Annotated in this window: 15 protein-coding genes; 9 read left to right on the top strand and 6 right to left on the bottom strand. The window is 70.6% G+C overall.

Going from position 1 to position 21807, the window contains the following annotated elements; genetic code table 11:
* Positions 1–204 precede the first annotated feature (204 nt).
* Positions 205–1473, bottom strand: a complete 1269-nt coding sequence (locus ACV7NM_RS19625; protein ID WP_463411480.1) for an LCP family protein — start codon at positions 1471–1473, stop codon at positions 205–207.
* Between the two features lie 105 nt (positions 1474–1578).
* On the opposite strand from ACV7NM_RS19625, the gene ACV7NM_RS19630 reads away from it, so the two are divergent.
* The 6 genes from ACV7NM_RS19630 (at position 1579) to ACV7NM_RS19655 (ending at position 10109) form a co-directional block, all read left to right on the top strand.
* Positions 1579–2115: an acyl-CoA thioesterase gene (locus ACV7NM_RS19630; protein ID WP_463411481.1), complete on the top strand. Its 537-nt coding sequence runs from the start codon at positions 1579–1581 to the stop codon at positions 2113–2115.
* A gap of 190 nt (positions 2116–2305) precedes the next feature.
* Positions 2306–3487: an acyltransferase family protein gene (locus tag ACV7NM_RS19635; protein ID WP_463411482.1), complete on the top strand. Its 1182-nt coding sequence runs from the start codon at positions 2306–2308 to the stop codon at positions 3485–3487.
* Positions 3488–3633: 146 nt separating this feature from the next.
* The gene (locus ACV7NM_RS19640; RefSeq protein WP_463411483.1) at positions 3634–5148 is read left to right on the top strand and encodes a glycosyltransferase family 39 protein; all 1515 of its coding nucleotides are present in this window, start codon (positions 3634–3636) and stop codon (positions 5146–5148) included.
* A 616-nt stretch (positions 5149–5764) separates the two neighbouring features.
* A complete protein-coding gene (locus ACV7NM_RS19645) occupies positions 5765–6910 on the top strand; it encodes a transglycosylase family protein (protein ID WP_463411484.1) in 1146 nt (381 codons plus the stop codon).
* A 65-nt stretch (positions 6911–6975) separates the two neighbouring features.
* A complete protein-coding gene (locus ACV7NM_RS19650; RefSeq protein ID WP_463411485.1) occupies positions 6976–8388 on the top strand; it encodes a hypothetical protein in 1413 nt (470 codons plus the stop codon).
* 80 nt (positions 8389–8468) lie between these two features.
* Positions 8469–10109, top strand: coding sequence for a GDSL-type esterase/lipase family protein (locus tag ACV7NM_RS19655; RefSeq protein WP_463411486.1), 1641 nt, complete (start codon positions 8469–8471; stop codon positions 10107–10109).
* A 30-nt stretch (positions 10110–10139) separates the two neighbouring features.
* Here ACV7NM_RS19655 and ACV7NM_RS19660 read toward each other — a convergent pair whose 3' ends face one another.
* Positions 10140–11714 carry an LCP family protein gene (locus ACV7NM_RS19660; RefSeq protein ID WP_463411487.1) on the bottom strand — a complete coding sequence of 525 codons (1575 nt, stop codon included), beginning with the start codon at positions 11712–11714 and terminating at the stop codon, positions 10140–10142.
* A gap of 165 nt (positions 11715–11879) precedes the next feature.
* Between ACV7NM_RS19660 and ACV7NM_RS19665 the strand changes: the two genes are divergently transcribed.
* Positions 11880–12920 carry a glycosyltransferase family 2 protein gene (locus tag ACV7NM_RS19665; RefSeq protein ID WP_463411488.1) on the top strand — a complete coding sequence of 347 codons (1041 nt, stop codon included), beginning with the start codon at positions 11880–11882 and terminating at the stop codon, positions 12918–12920.
* 121 nt (positions 12921–13041) lie between these two features.
* On the opposite strand, the gene ACV7NM_RS19670 is transcribed toward ACV7NM_RS19665, so the two are convergent.
* From ACV7NM_RS19670 to ACV7NM_RS19685, 4 genes are all read right to left on the bottom strand, one after another.
* Complete coding sequence (locus tag ACV7NM_RS19670; RefSeq protein WP_463413994.1) at positions 13042–14586, bottom strand: LCP family protein; 1545 nt, start codon at positions 14584–14586, stop codon at positions 13042–13044.
* Positions 14587–14914: 328 nt separating this feature from the next.
* Positions 14915–16648: an LCP family protein gene (locus ACV7NM_RS19675; protein ID WP_463411489.1), complete on the bottom strand. Its 1734-nt coding sequence runs from the start codon at positions 16646–16648 to the stop codon at positions 14915–14917.
* 223 nt (positions 16649–16871) lie between these two features.
* Positions 16872–18086 (bottom strand): LCP family protein, encoded by a 1215-nt coding sequence (locus ACV7NM_RS19680; protein WP_463411490.1) that lies wholly within the window; start codon positions 18084–18086, stop codon positions 16872–16874.
* Positions 18087–18245: 159 nt separating this feature from the next.
* A complete protein-coding gene (locus tag ACV7NM_RS19685) occupies positions 18246–18995 on the bottom strand; it encodes a TIGR03089 family protein (protein WP_463411491.1) in 750 nt (249 codons plus the stop codon).
* A gap of 139 nt (positions 18996–19134) precedes the next feature.
* Here ACV7NM_RS19685 and ACV7NM_RS19690 point away from each other — a divergent pair, with 139 nt between their 5' ends.
* Both ACV7NM_RS19690 and ACV7NM_RS19695 read left to right on the top strand, forming a co-directional pair.
* Positions 19135–20559 carry a peptidoglycan recognition protein family protein gene (locus tag ACV7NM_RS19690; RefSeq protein WP_463411492.1) on the top strand — a complete coding sequence of 475 codons (1425 nt, stop codon included), beginning with the start codon at positions 19135–19137 and terminating at the stop codon, positions 20557–20559.
* 210 nt (positions 20560–20769) lie between these two features.
* Positions 20770–21765: a DNA-3-methyladenine glycosylase family protein gene (locus tag ACV7NM_RS19695; protein ID WP_463411493.1), complete on the top strand. Its 996-nt coding sequence runs from the start codon at positions 20770–20772 to the stop codon at positions 21763–21765.
* The last annotated feature ends 42 nt before the right edge of the window (positions 21766–21807 follow it).

Genomic DNA, 21807 nt, shown 5'->3' on the forward strand with positions numbered 1-21807 from the left:
ACGCTCCAGAGGCAGGAAGGACGCCCGTCCGGTTCCGTGCCGCACCGAAGGCACGGGCTCCCCGGACCGCCCCCCGGCGCGTGAGCCGCAACAGTTGCACGGCAACCTACCGGACCTGCCCCGTGGACCCGGCGCGCGCTGTGCCCGCGCGCCGCCCCGCGCGCCGTTCCCGCAGGGCGCCCCGCCCAGTGCTCCCGCGCGCCGTCAGCGGCTCTGCACGGTCACCTTCTCGTCGTTCTGGATCTGCTTCACCAACTGCTGCATCTTGGCCTTGTCCCAGATCAGGTTGCCGCCTCGCTCACCGGAGATGGGCATGTTCATCGACACGCCGTCACCGCCGTTGACGCCCTTCATGGCGAAGAACATCTGACCCATGTCCCACAGGCCCATGTCCTTGTCCACGATCACCGTGTCCAGTCCGGCGCCCATCACCGGGTACAGGGCGAAGGGGTTGAGGATCGTGGACGGTGTCGCGGCCTGACTGGCCAGCGCCGAGAGGAACTTCTGCTGGTTCTTGGTCCGTTGCAGGTCGGACTCGGCGAAGGCGTAACGGGTGCGTACGAACGCCAGCGACTGGCTGCCGTTCAAAGTCTGCCGGCCGGCCTTGAAGTCGGCTCCGGACTTCTCGTCCTTGAACCCCTTCTCGATGTCCAGCTCCACGCCGCCCAACGCGTCCACGATGTTCGCGAAGCCGGCGAAGCCGATCTCCGCGTAGTGGTCGATGCGCAGGCCGGTGTTGAACTCGATCGTGCGGACCAGCAGTTCCGGCCCGTCCTCCGCGTACGCCGCGTTGAGCTTGACCCGGCGGCCCTGGGCGGGGAACTTCTTCCCGGACTGGGAGCCGACGAAGGACGGGACCTCCACGTCCGAGTCGCGCGGCAGCGAGATCATCGTGTTCCCGCTGGAGCACTTGGCGAGGATCATCATCGAGTCGGTGCGCTTGCCCTCGGCCGAGCCCGTGTGGAGCTTCTTCTTCTCCTCGTCGGACATGCCCTCGCGGCTGTCGGAGCCGACGATGAGGTACGTCGTGCAGTCGCCTTCCTTCGGGCGCTCGATGACCTTCGAGAGGTCCACCTCGCGGCGCACCTTGGAGTCGGCCCAGAAGTAGGTGCCGATCGTGGTCACCAGCAGCGCCGAGACGAGGACGATCGAGCCGATCTTGATCCGCTTGCGCCAGTCGACGACGACACGGACGGGTACGGGGCCGTCGCCGCCCCGGCCGGGCCCTCCCGGGCCCGCCGGCGGCCGAGCGCCGCCGCCTCCGCCCGCGCGCGTCCCGTACACCTGTCCGGTGTTGTAGCCACCGTCGTAGCCGCTGGGGCTCTGGGCCTGCTGCGGCGGCACGCCGTACGTGGGCTGCCGCGCCGGCGGGTCGACGGGCCGCCGCGGCGGACCGGGCTGCCGGACGGGCGGCTGCTGCCGCTGGATGTGCCGCATCCGCTGCGGACCCTCGGGCTCGGGCCAGTCATTCATGTGCCCAAGGATGCCTTCCCGGCCGAGTCCGCCGACAGCCCGGTGGGGATTCGTACCGGTGCTGTTGCAGAGCTGATGCTTCCGAGACCGCTTTAAGGTGTCCGTATGACAGACATAGCGGGCGATCCCGCGGGCAAGCCGACCTCGGCCTCCCGGACCACCCTCAGCCACATCATGACCGCCAACGACACGAACCTCCTGGGCACGGTCCACGGCGGGGTGATCATGAAGCTGGTGGACGACGCGGCGGGCGCCGTGGCCGGCCGGCACTCGGGCGGTCCCGCGGTCACCGCGTCGATGGACGAGATGGTCTTCCTCGCCCCTGTCCGCGTCGGCGACCTCGTCCATGTGAAGGCCCAGTGCAACTGGACCGGTCGCACCTCCATGGAGATCGGCGTACGCGTCCTCGCCGAGCGCTGGAACGAATCCACCCCCGCCACCCAGGTCGGCAGCGCCTACCTCGTCTTCGCGGCGGTCGACGCCGAGGGCAAGCCGCGGGTGGTGCCGCCCGTCCTCCCGGAGACGGAGAAGGACGAGCGGCGCTTCCAGGAGGCCCAGATCCGCCGCACCCACCGCCTCGCCCGCCGCCAGGCGATCATGGTGCTGCGCGAGGAACGGGCCGCCCAGGGGTTCGATGAGTGACGCCGCGGAGGTCCCGCGCCGACCCCGTGCCGGCCGCGCCCGTACTGAGTCCTGCCTCACTCTCGGCCACCGGCAGCCGGCCCGTCCACGGGCCCGACGTAGACTCATCCGCTGACGTTCGGCTTGGCTCGGCTTGCCGGGCGGAACGACGTGGCCCTTGAACCCGGCTCTGCTGCGGAGAAACCCCCCTATGTCAACGGTCGTACCGCCCCACCCGGCGACCAGCACGCACGCGCCCCCCACCCCGCGTCCCCAGTCGACGGCCGCCCCGTCCGGCGGTGGCCCCCGACCGCGACTGAGAGCCCTGGACGGTCTGCGCCTGGTGGCCGCGCTCATGGTGGTCTCGTTCCACTGGACAGGCGTCAACCGCGTGCCCGAGGTGTGGCACGGCAGACCGGCCAAGTTGATGCCGGGGCTGCACCTGTACACCGCGTACGGCTTCCTCGGCGTACAGCTGTTCTTCCTGATCAGCGGCTTCGTCATCTGCATGTCCTGCTGGGGCAAGACACCCCGGCAGTACTTCACCTCGCGCGTCGTGAGGCTCATGCCGGCCTACTGGGTGGCCGTCATTCTCACGGCGCTGGTGGTGGACTTCGTGGCGACCGCGCGCCACCGCGTCCATCTCCGCTTCAGCGACGTGCTCTCCAACCTGACGATGCTCCAGCAGCCGATGGGTGTCGCAGAGGCCGACACCGTCTATTGGACCCTCTGGGTCGAGCTGCGCTTCTACCTGCTTTTCGCCGTCGTCGTGGCGCTGGGTCTCACCTACCGCCGGGTGCTGGTCTTCTGCGGTATCTGGATGTTCCTGTCGGTGATCGCGATCAAGGGGGACAACGGGCTGCTGCGGACGTTCGTCATGCCCGAGTACGCCCCGTACTTCATCGCCGGTATCGCCATGTTCCTGATCTACCGGTTCGGCACCAACTGGATGCTCCTGGGCGTCGTCGGGTTCTCCTGGCTGGTGGCCCAGAACCAGCTGTTGGGCACGAAGGGCAGTTATCAGTACGGCGTCATGCACTCCCTGAGCTGGGACGTGATGGCGTGGTTCTCCGTCGCGGCCTTCGGCGTGGTGCTCGCGGTGGCGATGGGCGCCTTCGACCGGGTCCAGTGGAAGTGGCTCACCGTCGCCGGCGCGCTCACCTACCCCGTCTACCTGCTGCACCAAGAGATCGGTTACGCCTTGATCCGCTGGGCCCGCAACGAGGGCATGGACCTCCCGGTGACCCTGCTCGGCACGCTCGCCGTCGTACTCCTGCTCGCCTGGATCGTCCACCGCTACGCGGAGCGGCCGCTGTCGGCGCTGCTCAAGCGGTTGCTGGACGGTGCCAGGGTCTCGCTCCCCAAGAGTGATCCGCCGGTCCTTTCCAGGTGACCCCGGGGCGGCGCCGCGTCGGCGGCGCCCAGTGAATTGGTTGCGTACCCGGGCACTGATCTACCCTGACACGTCGAGCCCGGTCCGGATTCCCCTTGTGCCGGCGCACCGCGGCCGTCCCGATGGACCCGGAAGGTACGAGCTAGATGACGAGCAGGAGCACGGCTGCCATACCGCAGGCCGGCTCGGCGCACCGCGTGCCGCGGACGGTGCCGGGCGGGTCACGGGCTTCACGAGCGGCGCGTGTCGACTGGCTGTGGGCAGCCGTGCTGACCTTCGTCGTCGCCACCGTGGGCAGCGGCACTCCGCAGTTGTGGCGCGACGAACTCGCCAGTTGGAACGCCGCCATCCGCAGCACCGGCGACCTGATCGCGATGCTGGGTCACGTGGACGCCGTCTCCGGCCTCTACTACCTGCTGCTGCACGGCTGGGTCTCCGTCTTCGGTGACTCCGCGACCATGTTGCGGATGCCCTCGGCGTTCGCCATGGCGGGCGCCGCCGCCTTCGTCGTACTGACCGCCCGTACGCTCTTCGACCGCCGCACCGCCGTCTTCGCCGGCCTGCTCTTCGCGCTGCTCCCGTCGGTCTCCCGCTACGGGCAGGAAGCGCGGTCGTACGCCTTCGTCGTGCTGGCGGTCACCGCCGCCACCTGGTTGTTGATACGGGCGCTGGACCGTCCGACCCCGCGCCGCTGGGCGCCGTACGCCCTCGCGGTGGCGGCGGCCGGGTTGTTCCACATCGTCTCGCTGCTCTTCCTGCTGCCGCACGCGCTGATCGTGGTGCTGCGCTGGTGGGGGGACCGACGCGGGCGCACCGTCGTCGCCTTCGTGGTGACGGCCGCCGTGGCCCTGGTCCCCGTGATCCCGCTGGTACTGCTCGGGCAGCGCCAGGTGGGCCGGCAGATCAGTTGGATCAAGACGCCACACCTGCGGAGCATCGCGGACATCTGGGACTCCCTCTTCGGCTCTCCGCTCGTCTCCCTCGCCCTCGCCGCCTTGGCGCTGCTCCCGCTCGCGTGGAGCCGCGGCCGCCGGCCCGCCGTCGAGCTCGTGCTGGTCGGAGCGGTCCCGATCGTGGCCGCCTGGGTGGTATCGCAGGGCAGCACCTCGTACTTCATGGACCGCTACCTCCTCTTCACCGTGCCGGCCTGGGTGGTCGTCGCCGCTGCGGGCCTCGCGGCCCTGCGGCCCCGGCCGCTCGGGGTGGCGGGTCTGGCCGCGGTGATCCTGCTGGGCCTGCCCGACCAGCGTCAGCTCCGTACGGAGACGGCCAAGGCCGGCCGTGACGGGGAGGAGGCCGCGGCGGTCATCGCCAAGGGCTACCGGCCCGGCGACGGCTTCGTACCGGTGCGGGGCGACGACCGCGTCTTCATGACCGACTTCCAGGTCGAGTACTTCCTGCCGCCGCGGGTCAAGCTCCGCGACGTGTTCGCGCAGCGCTCGGCCGTCGCGAACGACGACCTCTTCCCGGTCGAGTGCGCACAACCCGAGAAGTGCCTCGGCGCCACCCGGCGGGTGTGGGTGGTCACCTGGAGCGGTACGCAGAACCCCTACCACAAGCTCCCGAAGGAGCAGGCCGAGGCGCTGGAGAAGCACTACAAGCCGGTCCGGAAGACCAAGGTCCACGGCTTGCAGGTGTCCCTGCTGGAACGCGTCCGCTAGCGGACGTCCCCGGGGCCCGCGCCCGGGCGGGCCAGCCGGGCTGTCGGAGCCGGCCGTGCCGACCGTACGCACACCCGCTTCGAAGCGGCCGCGCCCGTCCAGGCGCTCCATCAGGTCCGACGCGGTGCTCCGGGCCGTGCGTCGGGAGACGCCTGGGCGTTCGGCGAGGCCTCATCCGCAAGCGGTCGATGCCATGACGGTCGCACCGAGGCCGACTCGCCCGGTAGGGGCAGGGCTCGGGCCCCCTCGCTTCCCTTCCGCGAGTCACCGCTGTCCGCTTCCGGCCTGGTGAGGCCGGCGCTGGACGGAATGGTCCAAGGCCGTTTCGGTCCAGCCGAAGATCCTTCCACCTTGTCTGATCAGCGGCGAGAGTAGTTCTTGCCGGTAGGGGCACCGCCCGGCAGGCCAGAGCACGGAAGGCATCACCGCGTGATGCCGGCCGGTTCGGGGCAGCGGCCGCAGCCGTTTCCAAAAGTCGTCATCGATACCCGTACCAGCAGGGGGACCTGTCATGTTCATGTCATTCCAAGGGCGTACCGTACTCACTCTTTCCCTTGCCGCACTCGTTACGTGTGCGGCATCCGGCGCCCTGGCCGGACCCGCCAGCGCCGCTTCGGTGAGCACCTGGGACAAGGTCGCCGAGTGCGAGAGCGGGGGCAATTGGAGCATCAACACGGGCAACGGGTTCTACGGGGGCCTCCAGTTCACCCCCAGCACCTGGAGTGCCTACGGCGGTACGGAATACGCGTCCAGGGCGGATCTCGCGACCAAGAAGCAGCAGATACTCATCGGCGAGAAGGTGCTCGCAGGCCAGGGGCAGGGTGCGTGGCCGAGCTGCGGTCCTGCGTCCGGTCTCGGGGCGGACCACACGAGTCCGTACCCGGACCCGGTTCCTGTATCGGTGAAGGACACGGTGCACTTGCAGCGGATCGTTTCGGGTGGGGACCTGTTCAACGCCGAGGGTGATTTCGCGGCGGGGAAGTGGAGTGGTTGGAGCAATCAGGGTGCTTCGCAGTTGAAGGAGGTCGCCAGCGCGGGTACGGGTTCGGTGAATCGGGTGTTCGCCATCGGTGGTGACAGCAAGATCTACGAGAATGACGGTGATTACGCGTCGGGTAAGTGGTCGGGTTGGTTCGCGCCCGCCATCAACAACTCGACGACGTTCACGGCGCTCGCGGCGTCGTCGTACGGCAACACGGTGCACTTGGTCGCGGTCGGTGCGGACGGGCACTTGTACAACACCGACGGTGACTTCTCGGCCGGCAAGTGGAACGGCTGGAGCGATAAGGGGGGTACGGGCCTCAAGCACGTCGCCAGTGCCACCACCGCCGACCAGGTCAACCACATCTTCGCCACCGACGCGACCGGTCAGGTAATGGAGTTGGACGGGGACTACGTGGCGGGCAAGTGGGGCAGCTGGAGCGTCGCCGGCCCCAACGGTGGCTTCAAAGCCCTCGACGTCACCGCTTCCGCGAGCGACAAGACCGTGCACCTGGGTGCCATCAGCTTGGCCGGCCAGTACTTCAACACGGACGGTGACTTCACTGCCGGGAAGTGGAACGGCTGGAGCAACATGGGCGGCGACAACCTCAAGCGCGTCGCCAGTGCCGCCGCGAACGGTGTCAACCACGTCTTCGCGACCACCGGTGCCAACCGGCTGATCGAGCGCGACGGCAACTACAACACCGGCTCCTGGAACGACTGGGCCGACGCCGCGGGCGGCGCCGACGCCACCTCCGCCACCGCCAGCTTCACCAACTGAGCCCGACCAGCTTCTGGGGCCGTCCCCCTCTCTCCGCTCGCACACGAACCTTCTGGAGCTCTGCCATGCCCGCACGCCGCCGTACCGTCAAGATCGCCCGCTTCGCTCTGGCCGCCGCACTCGTCACCGGTGTCACAGCGACCGCGACCATCGTGGACCAGCCCGCGGCTCATGCCGCCGCCACATCGTCGGTGGGGGGCAAGATAAGCCGCTCGGAGATCATCGGTAGAGCCCAGTACTGGATGAACAAGGGCCTGCCCTACGACCAGGGCGGCTCGTACACGGACTCCAGCGGCAGGAGCTACCGCACCGACTGCTCCGGGTACGTCTCCATGGCATGGCACCTGGCAAGTTCGCCCAACACGATTGCCCTGAACGACTACTCGTACGAGATCAACATGTCGGACCTGCGGCCCGGGGACATCCTTAACAGCGACGCGCACGTGTTCCTGTTCGACAAGTGGGAGGACGCGGCGAAGACGAAGTTCTCCTACTACACCTTCGGCTCCACTCCGGTCGCACACCGCACGGTCTCCGTGGGTGCCTCGTCCTGGGACGGCCACCCGGTCAGCACCTACACCCCGCGGCGCTACACCAACGTCATCGACGACGTATCGGTGAAGGACACGGTGCACTTGCAGCGGATCGTTTCGGGTGGGGACCTGTTCAACGCCGAGGGTGATTTCGCGGCGGGGAAGTGGAGTGGTTGGAGCAATCAGGGTGCTTCGCAGTTGAAGGAGGTCGCCAGCGCGGGTACGGGTTCGGTGAACCGGGTGTTCGCCATCGGTGGTGACAGCAAGATCTACGAGAACGACGGTGATTACGCGTCGGGTAAGTGGTCGGGTTGGTTCGCGCCCGCCATCAACAACTCGACGACGTTCACGGCGCTCGCGGCGTCGTCGTACGGCAACACGGTGCACTTGGTCGCGGTCGGTGCGGACGGGCACTTGTACAACACCGACGGTGACTTCTCGGCCGGCAAGTGGAACGGCTGGAGCGACAAGGGGGGTACGGGCCTCAAGCACGTCGCCAGTGCCACCACCGCCGACCAGGTCAACCACATCTTCGCCACCGACGCGACCGACCAGATCCTCGAACTCGACGCTGACTACGCGGCGGGCAAGTGGGGCAGCTGGGGCATCGCCGGCCCCAACGGTGGCTTCAAAGCCCTCGACGTCACGGCCTCCACGAGTGGAAACACGGTTCACCTGGGTGCCATCAGCCTCGCGGGTCAGTACTTCAACACGGATGGTGACTTCGACCGCGGGGCTTGGAACGGCTGGAGCAACATGGGCGGCGACAACCTCAAGCGGGTCACCAGCGCCGCGGCGAACAACGTGAACCACGTCTTCGCGACCACCGGTGCCAACCGGCTGATCGAGCGCGACGGCAACTACAACACCGGCTCCTGGAACGACTGGGCCGACGCCGCCGGTGGCGCCGACGCCACCTCCGCCACGGCCAGTTTCACCAACTGACCACCGGTTTCGCTGCCGCCCGGCCCGGCCTGCCCGGCACGACTACGTGCCGGGCAAGACCGTTTCCACAAGGAGAACTCGTGCACCGCCTCCGTACCCTGACCTCCGTCGCTGCCGTCGTGGCCGCGGCCACCGCCCCGCTGCTGGGGGCGACCCCGGCCTCCGCCACATCGTCGTCGCCCATGGTCCGCGTCATGCCTCTGGGCGATTCGATCACCTACGGCCAAGGCAGCTCCGACCTGTCGGGCTACCGCTTGCCACTGTTCGGGCTCGCCGCCAAGCAGTCCCGCTACGCCGTCGACTTCGTGGGGTCCCTGGAGCACGGAGCGATGGCGGACTCCGCGCACGAGGGGCACGCGGGCTACACCATCGAGCGCGTACGTGCCAGCGTGAACCGCTGGCTCGCGGCCGCACAGCCCGACGTAGTCCTGCTCCACATCGGGATCAACGACCTCAGCCAGGGCGCGGACCCAGGCCGGGCCGCAGACCAGGCCTCCGCCCTCGTCGACCAGATCTTCGCCGCCCGGCCCGGCGTCACCGTCATCATGGAAGGTCTTGTCCCGACCACCCCAGGGTGGAACTACCAGGACCTGTCCCAGCCCGCAGCACAGTACAACCAGCGGCTCAGACAGCTGGAACCCGCAGAGCAACATGCCGGAAAGCGTTTCCGGTTCGTCGACGCACCCGCCCTGACGCCGACGAACCGTGCCGACGCCATGCATCCCGCCCAGATGTCGGACGGCCTGCACCCCAACGACGCCGGCTACGCCCAGGTGGCCCAGGCCTTCTTCACTCCCTTGGACGAGGCCTATTCGGCACACTGGTTCACCGGCGGCCCGGCCCGGCCAGATCAGCCCCGGCTCAGGAACACGGTGCACTTGCAGCGGATCGTTTCGGGTGGGGACCTGTTCAACGCCGAGGGTGATTTCGCGGCGGGGAAGTGGAGTGGTTGGAGCAATCAGGGTGCTTCGCAGTTGAAGGAGGTCGCCAGCGCGGGTACGGGTTCGGTGAACCGGGTGTTCGCCATCGGTGGTGACAGCAAGATCTACGAGAACGACGGTGATTACGCGTCGGGTAAGTGGTCGGGTTGGTTCGCGCCCGCCATCAACAACTCGACGACGTTCACGGCGCTCGCGGCGTCGTCGTACGGCAACACGGTGCACTTGGTCGGGATCGGTGCGGACGGGCACTTGTACAACACCGACGGTGACTTCTCGGCCGGCAAATGGAACGGCTGGGGTGACAAGGGGGGTACGGGCCTCAAGCACGTCGCCAGTGCCACCACCGCCGACCAGGTCAACCACATCTTCGCCACCGACGCGACCGACCAGATCCTCGAACTCGACGCTGACTACGCGGCGGGTAAGTGGGGCAGCTGGAGCGTCGCCGGCCCCAACGGTGGCTTCAAGGCACTCGACGTCACAGCTTCCGCGAGCGACAACACCGTGCATCTGGGTGCCATCAGCCTCGCCGGCCAGTACTACGACACCGAAGGTGACTTCGACCGCGGGGCTTGGAACGGCTGGAGCAACATGGGCGGCGACAACCTCAAGCGCGTCACCAGCGCGGCGGCCAACAACGTGAACCACGTCTTCGCGACCACCGGTGCCAACCGGCTGATCGAGCGCGACGCCAACTACAACACCGGCTCCTGGAACGACTGGGCCGACGCCGCCGGCGGCGCCGACGCCACCTCCGCCACCGCAGGCTTCACCAACTGACGTCCGGGGCCGCGCAGGGCCCTCCGGGCGTTATCCGGCGCAGTTGACCTGGTCGCCCGTGGCCACCGAGAACTGGCCCTGGTAGGGGTCGTCCGCGCGAACCGCGATCACCTTCTCGTAGTCCGTGCCCGCCGTCACCAGGACCGTGCGGCCCTGGCCGGGGACGGCGCGCAGTTCGCTGCCCGGCAGCGCCGTCGCGACGGTGCGCGCCGAGCGGTCCCAGCGGGGGTCGTAGGTGATCACCGTGCGCTTGACGTCGCGGCGGGCGCCGACGCCCGGGCGCCCGGTGGTGTCGAAGCCGGTGGCTCGCAGCGCGGAGTCCACGCGGCCGCCGAGCCCGGCGATCCGGGTGCCGTTCTCGACCTGGACCAGGATCTCGTCGGGCGGCACGTCGACCGCGACCGCCGCCGGGGGCCGGTTGCCGGGCCGCTCGGGCTGTCCGGGCCGTCCCGGCTGACCGGCGGGGGCGTCCGCGAGGGGCCGGTCCTCGCGGAGCGACTCGAAGAGCTTGGCCGCCTTGGGCTCGTCCCACTTCACGGTCGAGCCGATCCCCTTGACCTCGTAGGCGGTATCGCCGACCGGCACCGAGGCGAACTCCGAGGAGGAGGGGGTGAAGCCGCGCATCGCCTGCCCCAGGGCCAGCATCTGCTCCGAGCCGAAGTCCCGGTCGGCCCGTACCGATCCCAGCAGCGTCGAGCTGACCTGCTTGAACTTCACCGGGTTCAGCAGCACCCCGCTGCCGGTGGCCTGCTTGATCAGGGCGGCGATGAACCGCTGCTGGCGCTGCATCCGGCCGAGGTCCGCGGCCCCGTCGACGTGGCGGGAGCGTACGTACTGAAGCGCCTGGCCGCCGGTGAGGCGGTGGGTACCGGGCAGCAGTTCCAGGCCGGTGTAGCTGTCGCGCATCGTCTTGGCGGTGCAGATCTCCACGCCGCCGACCGCGTCGACGGTCTTCATGAAGCTGGTGAAGTCGACCTCCAGGTAGTGGTCGATCTTCACCCGGGTCATGTTCTCCACGGTGCGCACGGTCAGGTTGGGGCCGCCCTCCGAGTACGCGGCGTTTAGCTTCATGGGGTGCGGTTTGTGCGGCTTGCCGGTGTTCTGGTCCTGGTGGGCGGGGACCTCGGCGTAGCTGTCCCGGGGCAGGCTGATCACGCTCGCGCGGTCCCGGTCGGCGGACAGGTGCACCAGCATGATGGTGTCGGTGCAGTGACAGGGCGCCCCGCCGAGGCGGTACTCGCGCTTCTCCTCCGGCGTGATCTTGTCGCGGCCGTCGGTGCCGACGAGCAGGAAGTTCATCCCGTGCCCGGCCTGGGGGCGGTTCTTCATGTCCTTGAAGGGGTCCACCCGGTCGATGCCGGTGTCCAGGCCCGTCATCACCGCGTGCCCGACGGCTCCGGAGGCCAGCACCACCACCGCCAGGCCGCCCGCGAGCCGCACTCCCCACCGGGGCTGGTCGCCGGGCCGCCGGACCGGGCCGCCACCGCCACCCGTCCCGCCACCCCCACCGCCGCCTTGCGGCGCGCGCCGGGGCGGCCGTGACCTGGCGGGACGGGTGGGACGATGCGGCTGGGGCACGGGGGAGACCTCCGCGGGGAACGGCAAGGACGAATGGGCCGATTTCGGCGGGTATGTCGGCTATGAGGGATTGGCTGATCGTCAGAACAGTAGGCCCATACGATCGGCGTCCGTCCGTACCGCTCGTCCGCCGCGCACCCGGTTCCCCCGTACGCGGTAACGTGACACCGATACCCGACCGTGAAGGACCACATGCCCGCCCAGCAGCCCGCAGTCTCGGTGATCATGCCGGTGCTCGACGAGGAACGCCACCTGCGTGACTCCGTCCGGCACATCCTCGGCCAGGAGTACGCAGGCGAGATGGAGGTGGTGATCGCGCTCGGGCCGTCCACGGACCGCACCGACGAGATCGCCGCCGAGCTCGTGCGCGAAACCGCGTCCAACGAACGAGCCCGCGTCCACACCGTCCCCAACCCCACCGGCCGCACCCCGGCCGCCCTCAACGCCGCCATCAAGGCCTCACGTCACCCCATCGTGGTACGCGTCGACGGCCACGGCATGCTCTCCCCGAACTACATCGCCACCGCCGTCCGCCTCCTGGAGGAGACCGGCGCGCAGAACGTCGGCGGGATCATGCACGCCGAGGGGGAGAACGCCTGGGAGGACGCCGTCGCCGCCGCGATGACGTCGAAGATCGGCGTCGGCAACGCGGCGTTCCACACCGGTGGCGAGGCCGGCCCGGCCGAGACCGTCTACCTGGGCGTCTTCCGCCGCGAGGCGCTGGAGCAGCAGGGCGGTTACAACGAGGAGTTCATCCGCGCCCAGGACTGGGAGCTGAACTTCCGCATCCGCGAGGCCGGCGGACTCATCTGGTTCTCGCCCGAGCTGAAGGTCCAGTACCGCCCGAGGCCCTCCGTACGGGCGCTCGCCAAGCAGTACAAGGACTACGGGCGCTGGCGCCACGTCGTGGCCCGCTACCACTCGGGCTCCATCAACCTGCGCTACCTGGCCCCGCCGACCGCCGTCTGTGCCATCGCGGCCGGACTGGTGGCGGGCGTCGCCCTCACTCCGTGGGCCTTCGCCGTCCCGGTGGGCTATCTCGCGGCGATCACCGCGGGCTCGATCCCGGCCGGCAAGGGGCTCTCGCTCAAGGCCCGGGCGCAGATCCCGGTGGCCCTGGCCACGATGCACATGTGCTGGGGCTTCGGCTTCCTGACGAGCCCGCGCTCGCTGGCGGACAAGGTCATCGCCAGCCGGCGCCCGTCGGTGCGACGGGACACCTCGGGAGTCTGAACACCTCGGGAGCCTGAACGAGACGCATGCGAAAGGGGTGGCCCGGTCCGTAACGGACCGGGCCACCCCCTTTCGTCCGGCTCACCGCCGGCAGGTCCGGCTCACCGCCGGCGGGTTCGGTTCACCACCGGTAGGGCTTGTACACGTCCATGCACTGACCGCTGTCCGCGCCGTTGATCGCCTCGGCCGTGTCCGGGACCGACCCGGCCGCCGGCGGGGCCTGCTGCGGGTACGCGGTCCCCTCGCGCCAGTCGGCGCCCACGATCAGCGTGATCCGGGAGACGTCGGCCGACTGCCGCACCGCGCTCGCGGGGATGCCCAGCGCCGCCGCGACGCTCTGCGCCTCGTCGGCCAGATCCGCGCTCGGGTAGCGGATCACGGTGGTCTTCTCCGGGATCAGCGCGCTGTCCGCCTTGGCCCCCGTGAAGCCCTTGCCGATCAACGCCCCCGCGACCACCGACGCCCGCTGCGGCGCGAGCGGCATCCCGGCGGCGGTGCCGTTGACCACGTGCACGGTGATCTTGTCGGGCGTGGTGACCGGCTGCTTCGTCGCGTCCCCGCCCGCCGCGTCCCCGCCCGCCGCGTCCCCGCCCGTCGCGGGCGGGCTCTGCCCGCCGGCCGGCTCGCTCGGCTGCGGGCTCTGCGAAGCCTGCGGATCGCCGTTCTTGTCGAAGGCCACGTCCTTGCGGACCATCGTCCACAACTTGTCGGCGTCGCCCGGGTTCACGATCAGCCGGTCCCGGTCCCGGGGGTCCTGGAGCGTCGGCATGGTCGTCATCGTGATGCGGTTGATCGGTACGTCCTTGAGCTGCATCGTCAGGCCGTACAGCTTCTTGACCGAGCCGATCTCCTCGGAGACCTCCAACGCCTTCGTGCCCGCCTCCGCCAGTGCCGTGATCCGGCCGACGTCGGTGAAGGCGTTCTGGCTCTTCAGCTCGCGCATCATCGAGTTCATGTACATGTGCTGCGCCTGCGCGCGGCCCAGGTCGCTGCTGAACGCGTGCCGGGTGCGCAGCCACTGGAGCGCCTGCTCGCCCTTGACCTTGGTGACGCCCGCCCTGAGCTTGAGGCCGGAGCCGCCGCTGGACGTGGGCAGCGGACGGTCCCACACGTTGTCCTTCACGCAGACGTCGACGCCGCCGATCGCGTCCGCCATCTGCACGACCCCGGAGAAGTCGATCATCATCCAGTGGTCGATGTAGATGTTGGTCAGCTTCTCCCAGGTGGCCAGCGTGCAGCCGGGGCCCCCGCGCCCGAGGGACTCGTTGATCATGGCGTTGGTCTTCTTGAACTTCTCACCGGTCTTCGGGTCCGTGCACTCGGGTATGTCCACCACGGTGTCGCGCGGAATGCTCACCACCGAGGCGTTCCGCCGGTCCGCGGAGACGTGCAGCAGCATCTGGACGTCGGCGAGCGGAGGCGACCCGACGGTGTCCCGACCGCCGCCGAGTTCCAGGTTCTCCGGCTTGTTCCGGCTGTCCGAGCCGAGCAGCAGGATGTTCAACGGACGCTGGCCCTTGGCGTTCGCCTCGGACTTGGCCACACCGCTCTCACCGCTCAGCCGCTGGCCGCTGCGGATGTTGCCGTCGAGGTGCCGGTAGTAGAGGTACCCGGCCGCCGACGTCGAAAGGATCAGGAACGCCAGGACCGACGCCACCCAGAACAGCGCCCGCCGCCGGCGCCTGCGTACGGGCCTCTCGCGGCCACCCGGGCCACCCGGGCGACCCGGGCGACCCGGGGGCCGGCGCCCGGCGGAACCCGACCGCGGTGGGGGCACGACGCCGGACGTGCGCGCACCGCCGCCGGGTATGCCGTCGCCGGTGGCCTGGTCGGGCGCCCCCTCCCCACGCACGCTGCTGTGCCTCACGCGTATCCCCCTCAAGATCACATCGATCGGTGTGCTGCCGGTCCTACCGGCCACCGGCCGCCGTTGGGCGGCCGGTCGACGAGCACGGCGGCTGACCACCGCCCCCCACGACGCCCTTCGGGCACCGTCACTTGGCGCAGATCGCCTTGTCCGCCTCTACCCGCTGAAGCCCTTCGGGCGCCTGTTCCGGTACGGGGCCCGAGATCGGGACACCCGGTTCCTTGAAGTCGGCGCCGAGCGTCAGTTTCATCGGGGTTCGCGGCGCCGCGTCCCCCGGCCCCACCTTCAGGGCCGAACCCGCGAGGCCCATCATGTCCGCCAACGCCCGGGCCTGGTCGGCCTGGTTGGGCGCGTACTCCAGCTGCGTCGTGTCGACCTTCACCGGGGCGTTGCCGAGGTTGCTGGCCTTGCCCACGCCCTTGCTGTTCTGCAACCAGGTCAAGGTGGTCGAGGCCGACCCGGCGGGACCACCACCGTTGAGGACGTTCACCCTGACGTCCCCCGCGGGCGCCCGGTTGCCCTGGAGCTGCGCGTCCTGCTTGTTCTTGGCGTCCTGCGCCGCCGCCTTCTCCTTCTGCTCGACCTCCGTGAGCGAGACGTCGCCCCGGATCATCCGCAGCAGCGGATCGGCCTGCGCGGGGTTCAGCACGACGGTGATGTGCTTGCCCGGGGGGTCGTTCGGGTTGTCGACCACCGGAAGCGTCGTGAAGGTGATGTTCTTGAGGTTTATGTTCTTCAACTCGCCCGCGAGCGAGGTGAGCTGCTTGATGGACCCTATTCCCTGGTCGACGCTCAGCGACTTGGTGGCCGCCTCGGCCAGGGAGAGGAACTTCTTCGGACTGGTCAGGGTCTCCTTGGACTTCATCTCGCGCATCATCGAGCCGAGGAACTGCTGTTGCGTCTTGATGCGGTCCAGGTCGCTCGCGTTGCCGAAGGCGTGCCGGGTGCGTACGAAGGCCAACGCCTGCTCGCCCTGCAACCGGCTCTCGCCCGCCGGCAGGTCGAGTTTGGAGTCCTTGTCGTGGACGGCCTTCTCCACGCACACCGGCACACCGCCGACCGCCGTGCTCAGGTTCTTCACCGCGTTGAAGTCGACCATCATGAAGTGGTCGACCTGGATACCGGTGATCTGCTGGACCGTGCGCATCGTGCAGCCCGGGTCGCGGCCCTCCTGGCCCAGGCTCTCGTTGAACCGGACCGCGTGCTGGCCGGGAATGTCCTTGACCGCGCCGTCCTGCTTTGTCGGGCACACCGGGATGTTGGTGATCAGGTCGCGCGGGATGGACAGCGCCGTCGCGTTGCTGCGGTCCTTGGAGACGTGGAAGAGGATCGTCGTGTCCGCGTGGCCGACGCTGTTCGCGTCCCCGTAGCCCTCGTTGCCCTCGCCGCTGCGCTTGTCGGTGCCGATGACGAGGATGTTGATGGGCTGGTCCTTCTTGAAACCGCCCGTGCCCGCGGAACCGGTGTCGATCACGTTCAGATTGCTGTTGAGGTGCTCGTAGTACAGGTACGCGCCCAACGAGCCGGCGACGAGGACGAACGCGAGGGTTCCGCCACCGACGACCAAGGCCTTCTTGCCCCGGAAGGGACGCTTCCCGCCACCCTTGCGCGAACGCCCGGGCCGCCGTCCGCCGCCTCCGGGAGGCGCGTCGCCACGCCGGGGCCCCGGCACCGCCGGGGACGCGGGGGACGGGGCGGGGGGAGCCGTACGCGAGGTGCGCGCTCTGCGGGGGGTGGCGACGGACGGCCGCTGCGCAGCGGAATCGCCCGGTCGCAGTTCGTAGTTGCCGGTGCGGGGGTTGAGAACCCACTGGTCAGCGGGGTCGATTTCGTCCGCCCGCCCACGGCTTTGCGCATCCACGGTTGCTCGAATCCTCCGTCGGTGCCTCGCGACGCGCCTCCCCCAAGGCGCACGGTCAACGTCCGGCTGCTGGTGTCCGGCGTCCTTAGCGGCCTGGGCACCGGATCGCTCACCTTATCCGGCCATGTCGTCCTCAAACCATGGCGGTGATAAAACCCACCCCCCGCATAACATGCCAAACCGCCCAACCGGAGCGGTTGGACCACTCGCCTTTTGGATTGCTTTACCGGCAGTCCGGGGTGTCGGCCGTGGTGCCGGTGAAAGTGGGGACGGGTGAGGGCGACACCCCGGTTCCGATGAGCCACGGATAACCGCTCCGGGGCCCGTCCGTCGGGGACGGTCCCGCGGGGGGCTGCTCGGTGGCCGCGGGGGGCGGGGTGACCGTCAGCGGCTGGTCCGTCCGTAGCTGGAGGAAGAGCCGGGTCGCGTCCGGCTCGACCAGTTCGTCCCGGTTCGGGTCGGCGGCGTTCGGCCGGCGCGGCACCGTGAGGAACCGGACCTGGTCCGTCGGTATGTCCCTCACGCCGCGCGCCAGTTCGTACAGCCCGCGCAGCGAGGCCAGCCCCGGGTCCGTGGTCACCGAGGACGTCGCCGCGTCCAGCAGCGGGTAGAGCCGTCCCGGGTTCAGCAACACCCCGTTGCTCTGCACCTTGTTCACCAGGGCCGCGAGGAACTGTTGCTGGCGTCGCATCCGTTCGGTGTCGCTGCCGTCGCCCAGGCTGTAGCGGGCGCGTACGAAACCGAGGGCCTGCTCCCCGTGCAGCAGTTGGCGCCCGGCGGGCAGCCGCAGCTTCGCCTCCGGGTCGTCCATCGGCTGCTTGACGCAGACCTCGACCCCGCCCACCGCGTCGACCATCTTCTTGAACCCGCCGAAGTCCAACACCATGTGGTGGTCGATCCTGATCCCGGTCAGCTTCTCCACCGTACGGATCGTGCAGGCGGCCCCGCCCCACTCGTACGCCCAGTTGAACTGGGCCCGCTGCTCCCCGGTGCGATTCCCGTCCGCGGTCAGGCAGCCCGGGATGTCCGTCACCAGGTCGCGGGGTATCGACACGGCGGTCGCGCTCCGCCGGTCCGCCGGCAGGTGCAACAAAATCGCGGTGTCCGAGCGCTGGGTGCCCCGGTCCTGACCGTAGCGGGCGTTGTCCTTGCCCGAACGGGTGTCCGAACCGATGATCAGGATGTTCTGGGCGCCGTCGGTGAGGTGCGCCGGCCGCTCGCGCTCGTAACGCCCCAGCTCGGCGGCCGCGGAGGTGTCCTCCCGGATGTTGCCCTCCAGCTTCCGGTACAGCGACCACCCGGCCGCCGCCCCCACCAGCACCAGCAGGGCCATCCCGAGCGCGACCCAGCGCAGCAGACGGCTCCGGCGGCCGTGCGGGGGCGTGGGAACGCCTCCGCCGACTCCGGTGCCACCTGGTATGCCCGCGCTGGCCCTCACTCGCGCACCGTCCCCTCACCGAACCGGCGGCCGCACGGGTCGCCACGGCCTGTGCCGATCCTGCCCCCGGGCAGCCGAAGCGGCCCGGGGGCAGGCCCTTGTAAAGGGCCGTGTGGGTGACAAATGGCGGTAGTGGGGGCGGTACGGGCGCGACCGCCGTCAGACGGTGTGCGTGACCCGCTCGCTCTCGACCCGCTGGGCCAGCCCGGCCTCGGGCAGCCGGTGCAGGTTCCGGCAGAGCACCACCGAGCCGCCCGAGGCGAGCGCGGCGAACAGTCCCGCCGAGAGGCCCTCCCAGGAGTCGTAGCCCAGCCCGGACAGCACCCGCGAACCCTCACCGAGGCCCCGCTCCGCCGCGTCCTCGCGGGCGCGCGCGACGACCTGGGCGTACGAGAGCTCCTCGCCGCCCACCACCAGCCCAGGGGCGTCCGCGTCGACGGGCTGGAAGGGCGCGAACCGGTCGCCCTGACCCGGCACCTCCACCGCGTAGTCCGCGAACCCGGTCGGCGGCTGCGGGAAGCGCCCGCCCAGCGGCCGCAGGGCGAGCGCCACCCGTTCCCCGGTGCAGGCGGCGGCCTCCTCCAGGGTGTCCGGACCGCTCACCACCACATCGGCCGCGGCCGGGTCGCCGTCCACCTCGGCGACGACCCCGACGGAGGCGCAGGCGAGCAGCCAGACCGCGCTCTGCCAGTGCGCCGGGAGCAGCAGCGCGAGCCGGGTCCCCGGCTCGGCGCCCAGGTCGCCCTGGAGCAGGTTGGCGGTCTTGGCCACCCAATTGGCGAAGGTGGCGACGGACAATTCGACGCGCTCGCCCGTGGCGTCGTCGTAGAAGGTGACGAGGGGGCGGCCCGGATCGGCGGCGAGCGCGGATCGCAGCAGGTCGGCAGGGGTGCGGTCAGTGGCGTTCACCCGCACCAGCGTACGCGGCGCCCTCCGCCGGACGGCGGCCCGCGGCTCCCCCGTACGGGGGAGGGGTATGGGCGTTCCAGCGGACGGGGCGTCAGTTTCCCGTTGGCGGTTCGCGATGCGGCTGCCCAGCATCTTTTCCATGCGTGGATTCCTTGCTTCCTCGATCGGCGTCGCGACGGCTGCCGCACTGGCCCTGCCGCTCGCGCTGACCACTCCGGCCCTGGCGGCCGCGCCCGGCGGCGCGGCCGTCCCCGTGAACCCAGCCGGGTCCACCCAGTCACTGCCGCTGGTCCCCCTGGGACCGGCCGCGGACCGCACGCCGGGCGTCCCCGGCATGAGCGCCACCCCCCGCCTGCCCGAGACGCGGGGCCTGACCGCACGCGAGGTCAAGAGGTTCTCCTTGGTCGGCGTCGTCTGGGACGACGCGAACACCCGGCTCCTCGGCCGGGTCCAGGTCCGTACCCGCTCCGCCCGCACGGCGACCTGGTCCGACTGGCAGGACGTCGAGACCCACAACGGCGACCACGCGGCCGACCCCGACGCGGCCGAACGCGGCTCGGGACGGGTCCGAGGCAGCACCGCCCCACTGTGGGTCGGCGAGTCGGACGGAGTCGAGGTGCGCGTCCGGGCCGAACCGGGCACCCGGGCCGCCGCCGCGCCGCTGCCGGCGGGCATGCGGCTGGAACTCATCGACCCCGGCACGCAGAGCCGTACGACGGGCACCGACGGCAAGAACCCCGGCAAGAGCTCCGGGCGCGCGGCGGCGGGTCCGCGGGACGACGACAAGGGGGACGCGGAACTGGCCCCCGGCATGACCATGGAGATGGCGGAGTCCTCCTCCGCCAACGTCCCGCTGGCCGCGCTCGGCGCCGACGAGATCACCGCGCTGGACAAGGCCGACTCCACCGCCGACGCGATCGCCGCGAGCGACGGCAGCATCAGCGCGGCCGCCCGCCCCTACATCGGGCCGCGGCCCCGGATCGTCACCCGCAAGGGGTGGGGCGCGGACGAGAGCCTGCGCGAGTCCGGGTTCGTGTACACGAACACCGTGAAGGCGGCGTTCGTCCACCACACCGCCTCCGGCAACAACTACGCCTGCCAGGAAGCCCCGTCGGTGCTGCGCAGCCTGTACCGCTACCACGTGATCAGCGAGGGGTGGCGGGACATCGGCTACAACTTCGCGGTCGACAAGTGCGGCACGGTGTACGAGGGCCGCGCGGGCGGGGTCGCCAAACCGGTGCTCGGCGCGCACACCATGGGCTTCAACACGAACAGCATGGGCGTCGCGGTGATCGGCACCTTCAGCTCCACGGCCCCGCCCGCGGCGGCGGTGAGGGCGGTGGCCGGCCTCACGGCGTGGAAGCTCGGCCTCTTCGGCGCGGACCCCCGGGCGAAGACGACGCTCACCTCGGGAGGCGGCAACCGGTACCCGAAGGGCACCCAGGTCCGAATGAACGTCATCTCGGGCCACCGCGACGGCTTCGCCACGGAATGCCCGGGCCGCCTCCTCTACAACCAACTCCCCCCGACCCGCACGACATCAGCCAAACTCCAGGGCCGCTGACCGGGGCGTGCCCGGCCGGCCAAATCCAGCCTCGCCGGCGTTTGAGCGCGGGGTGGCGCGGGGTGGGGGGCGGAGCCCCGGAAGGCTCGGCGAAGCCGGGGCCGCTTGCGCGGCGGCGCCCCACCGCACCCCCGCCCCGCGGGCCGGCCCCACCGCACCCCCGCCCCGCGGGCCGGTTCCGCCCCCCGCGCCGCGGGATAGGCTCGGGGCGTGGCCGGCCGCTTCGATCCCCTCACCCCCACCGCAGCCCGCGGCGGGCGCACCGGCGTGCCCGCAGGCACCGGGCGCCGGGCCGGAGCCGGCGGGCGGAGCAGGGTCTGGGCCCCGCCCGGCCCCCTCGACCTAGGCCTCACCCTCGGCCCCCTCCGCCGCGGCCCCGCCGACCCCACCTTCCGCACCACCCCCGACGGCTCCGTCTGGAAGACCAGCCGCACCCCCGACGGCCCCGCCACCCTCCGCGTCGCCGCTGCCACCCACGAGGTGCACGCGGAGGCCTGGGGCCCCGGCGCGGCCTGGGCCCTGGACACCCTCCCCGCCCTGCTCGGCGCCGACGACGACCCCGCCGTGTTCGTCCCCCGCCACCGCCTCCTGCACACCAGCCACCGCCGTCGCCCCGGCCTGCGCCTGACGCGCACCGGCCTGGTGCTGGAGTCCCTCGTCCCGACCGTGCTGGAGCAGAAGGTCACCGCCGACGAGGCCTACCGCGCCTGGCGCCGCCTGGTCCGCCGGTACGGCGAGCCCGCTCCCGGCCCGCGCCAGGACCTGTACGTGATGCCCTCCGCCCGGACCTGGACCCTCATCCCCTCCTGGGACTGGCACAAAGCCGGCGTCGACATGAAGCGCTCCGCCACCATCCTGCGCGCCGCCCGCGTCGCGAACCGGCTGGAGGAGGCCGCGGCCATGGAACCCCTCGCCGCCGCGCGCCGCCTTGAGGCCGTCCCCGGCATCGGCCCGTGGACCTCCGCCGAGACCCTCCAGCGCAGCAACGGCGCCCCCGACGCCGTCACCACCGGCGACCTCCACCTGCCCGGCATCATCGGCTACGCCCTGGCCGGGGACCGGGACGCCGACGACGCCGCCATGCTGGAGCTCCTCGCCCCGTACGCGGGCCAGCGCCACCGCGCCGCCCGCCTCGTCCTGCTCGCCGGACACGCCCCGCCCCGCCGGGCCCCGCGCATGTACCGCACGGACATCGGCAAGCTGTAGCGCGACCCGGCGACCCGGCGACCCGGCGACCCGGCGACCCGA

The sequence above is a fragment of the Streptomyces sp. Tek67B01 genome, assembly GCF_055231995.1.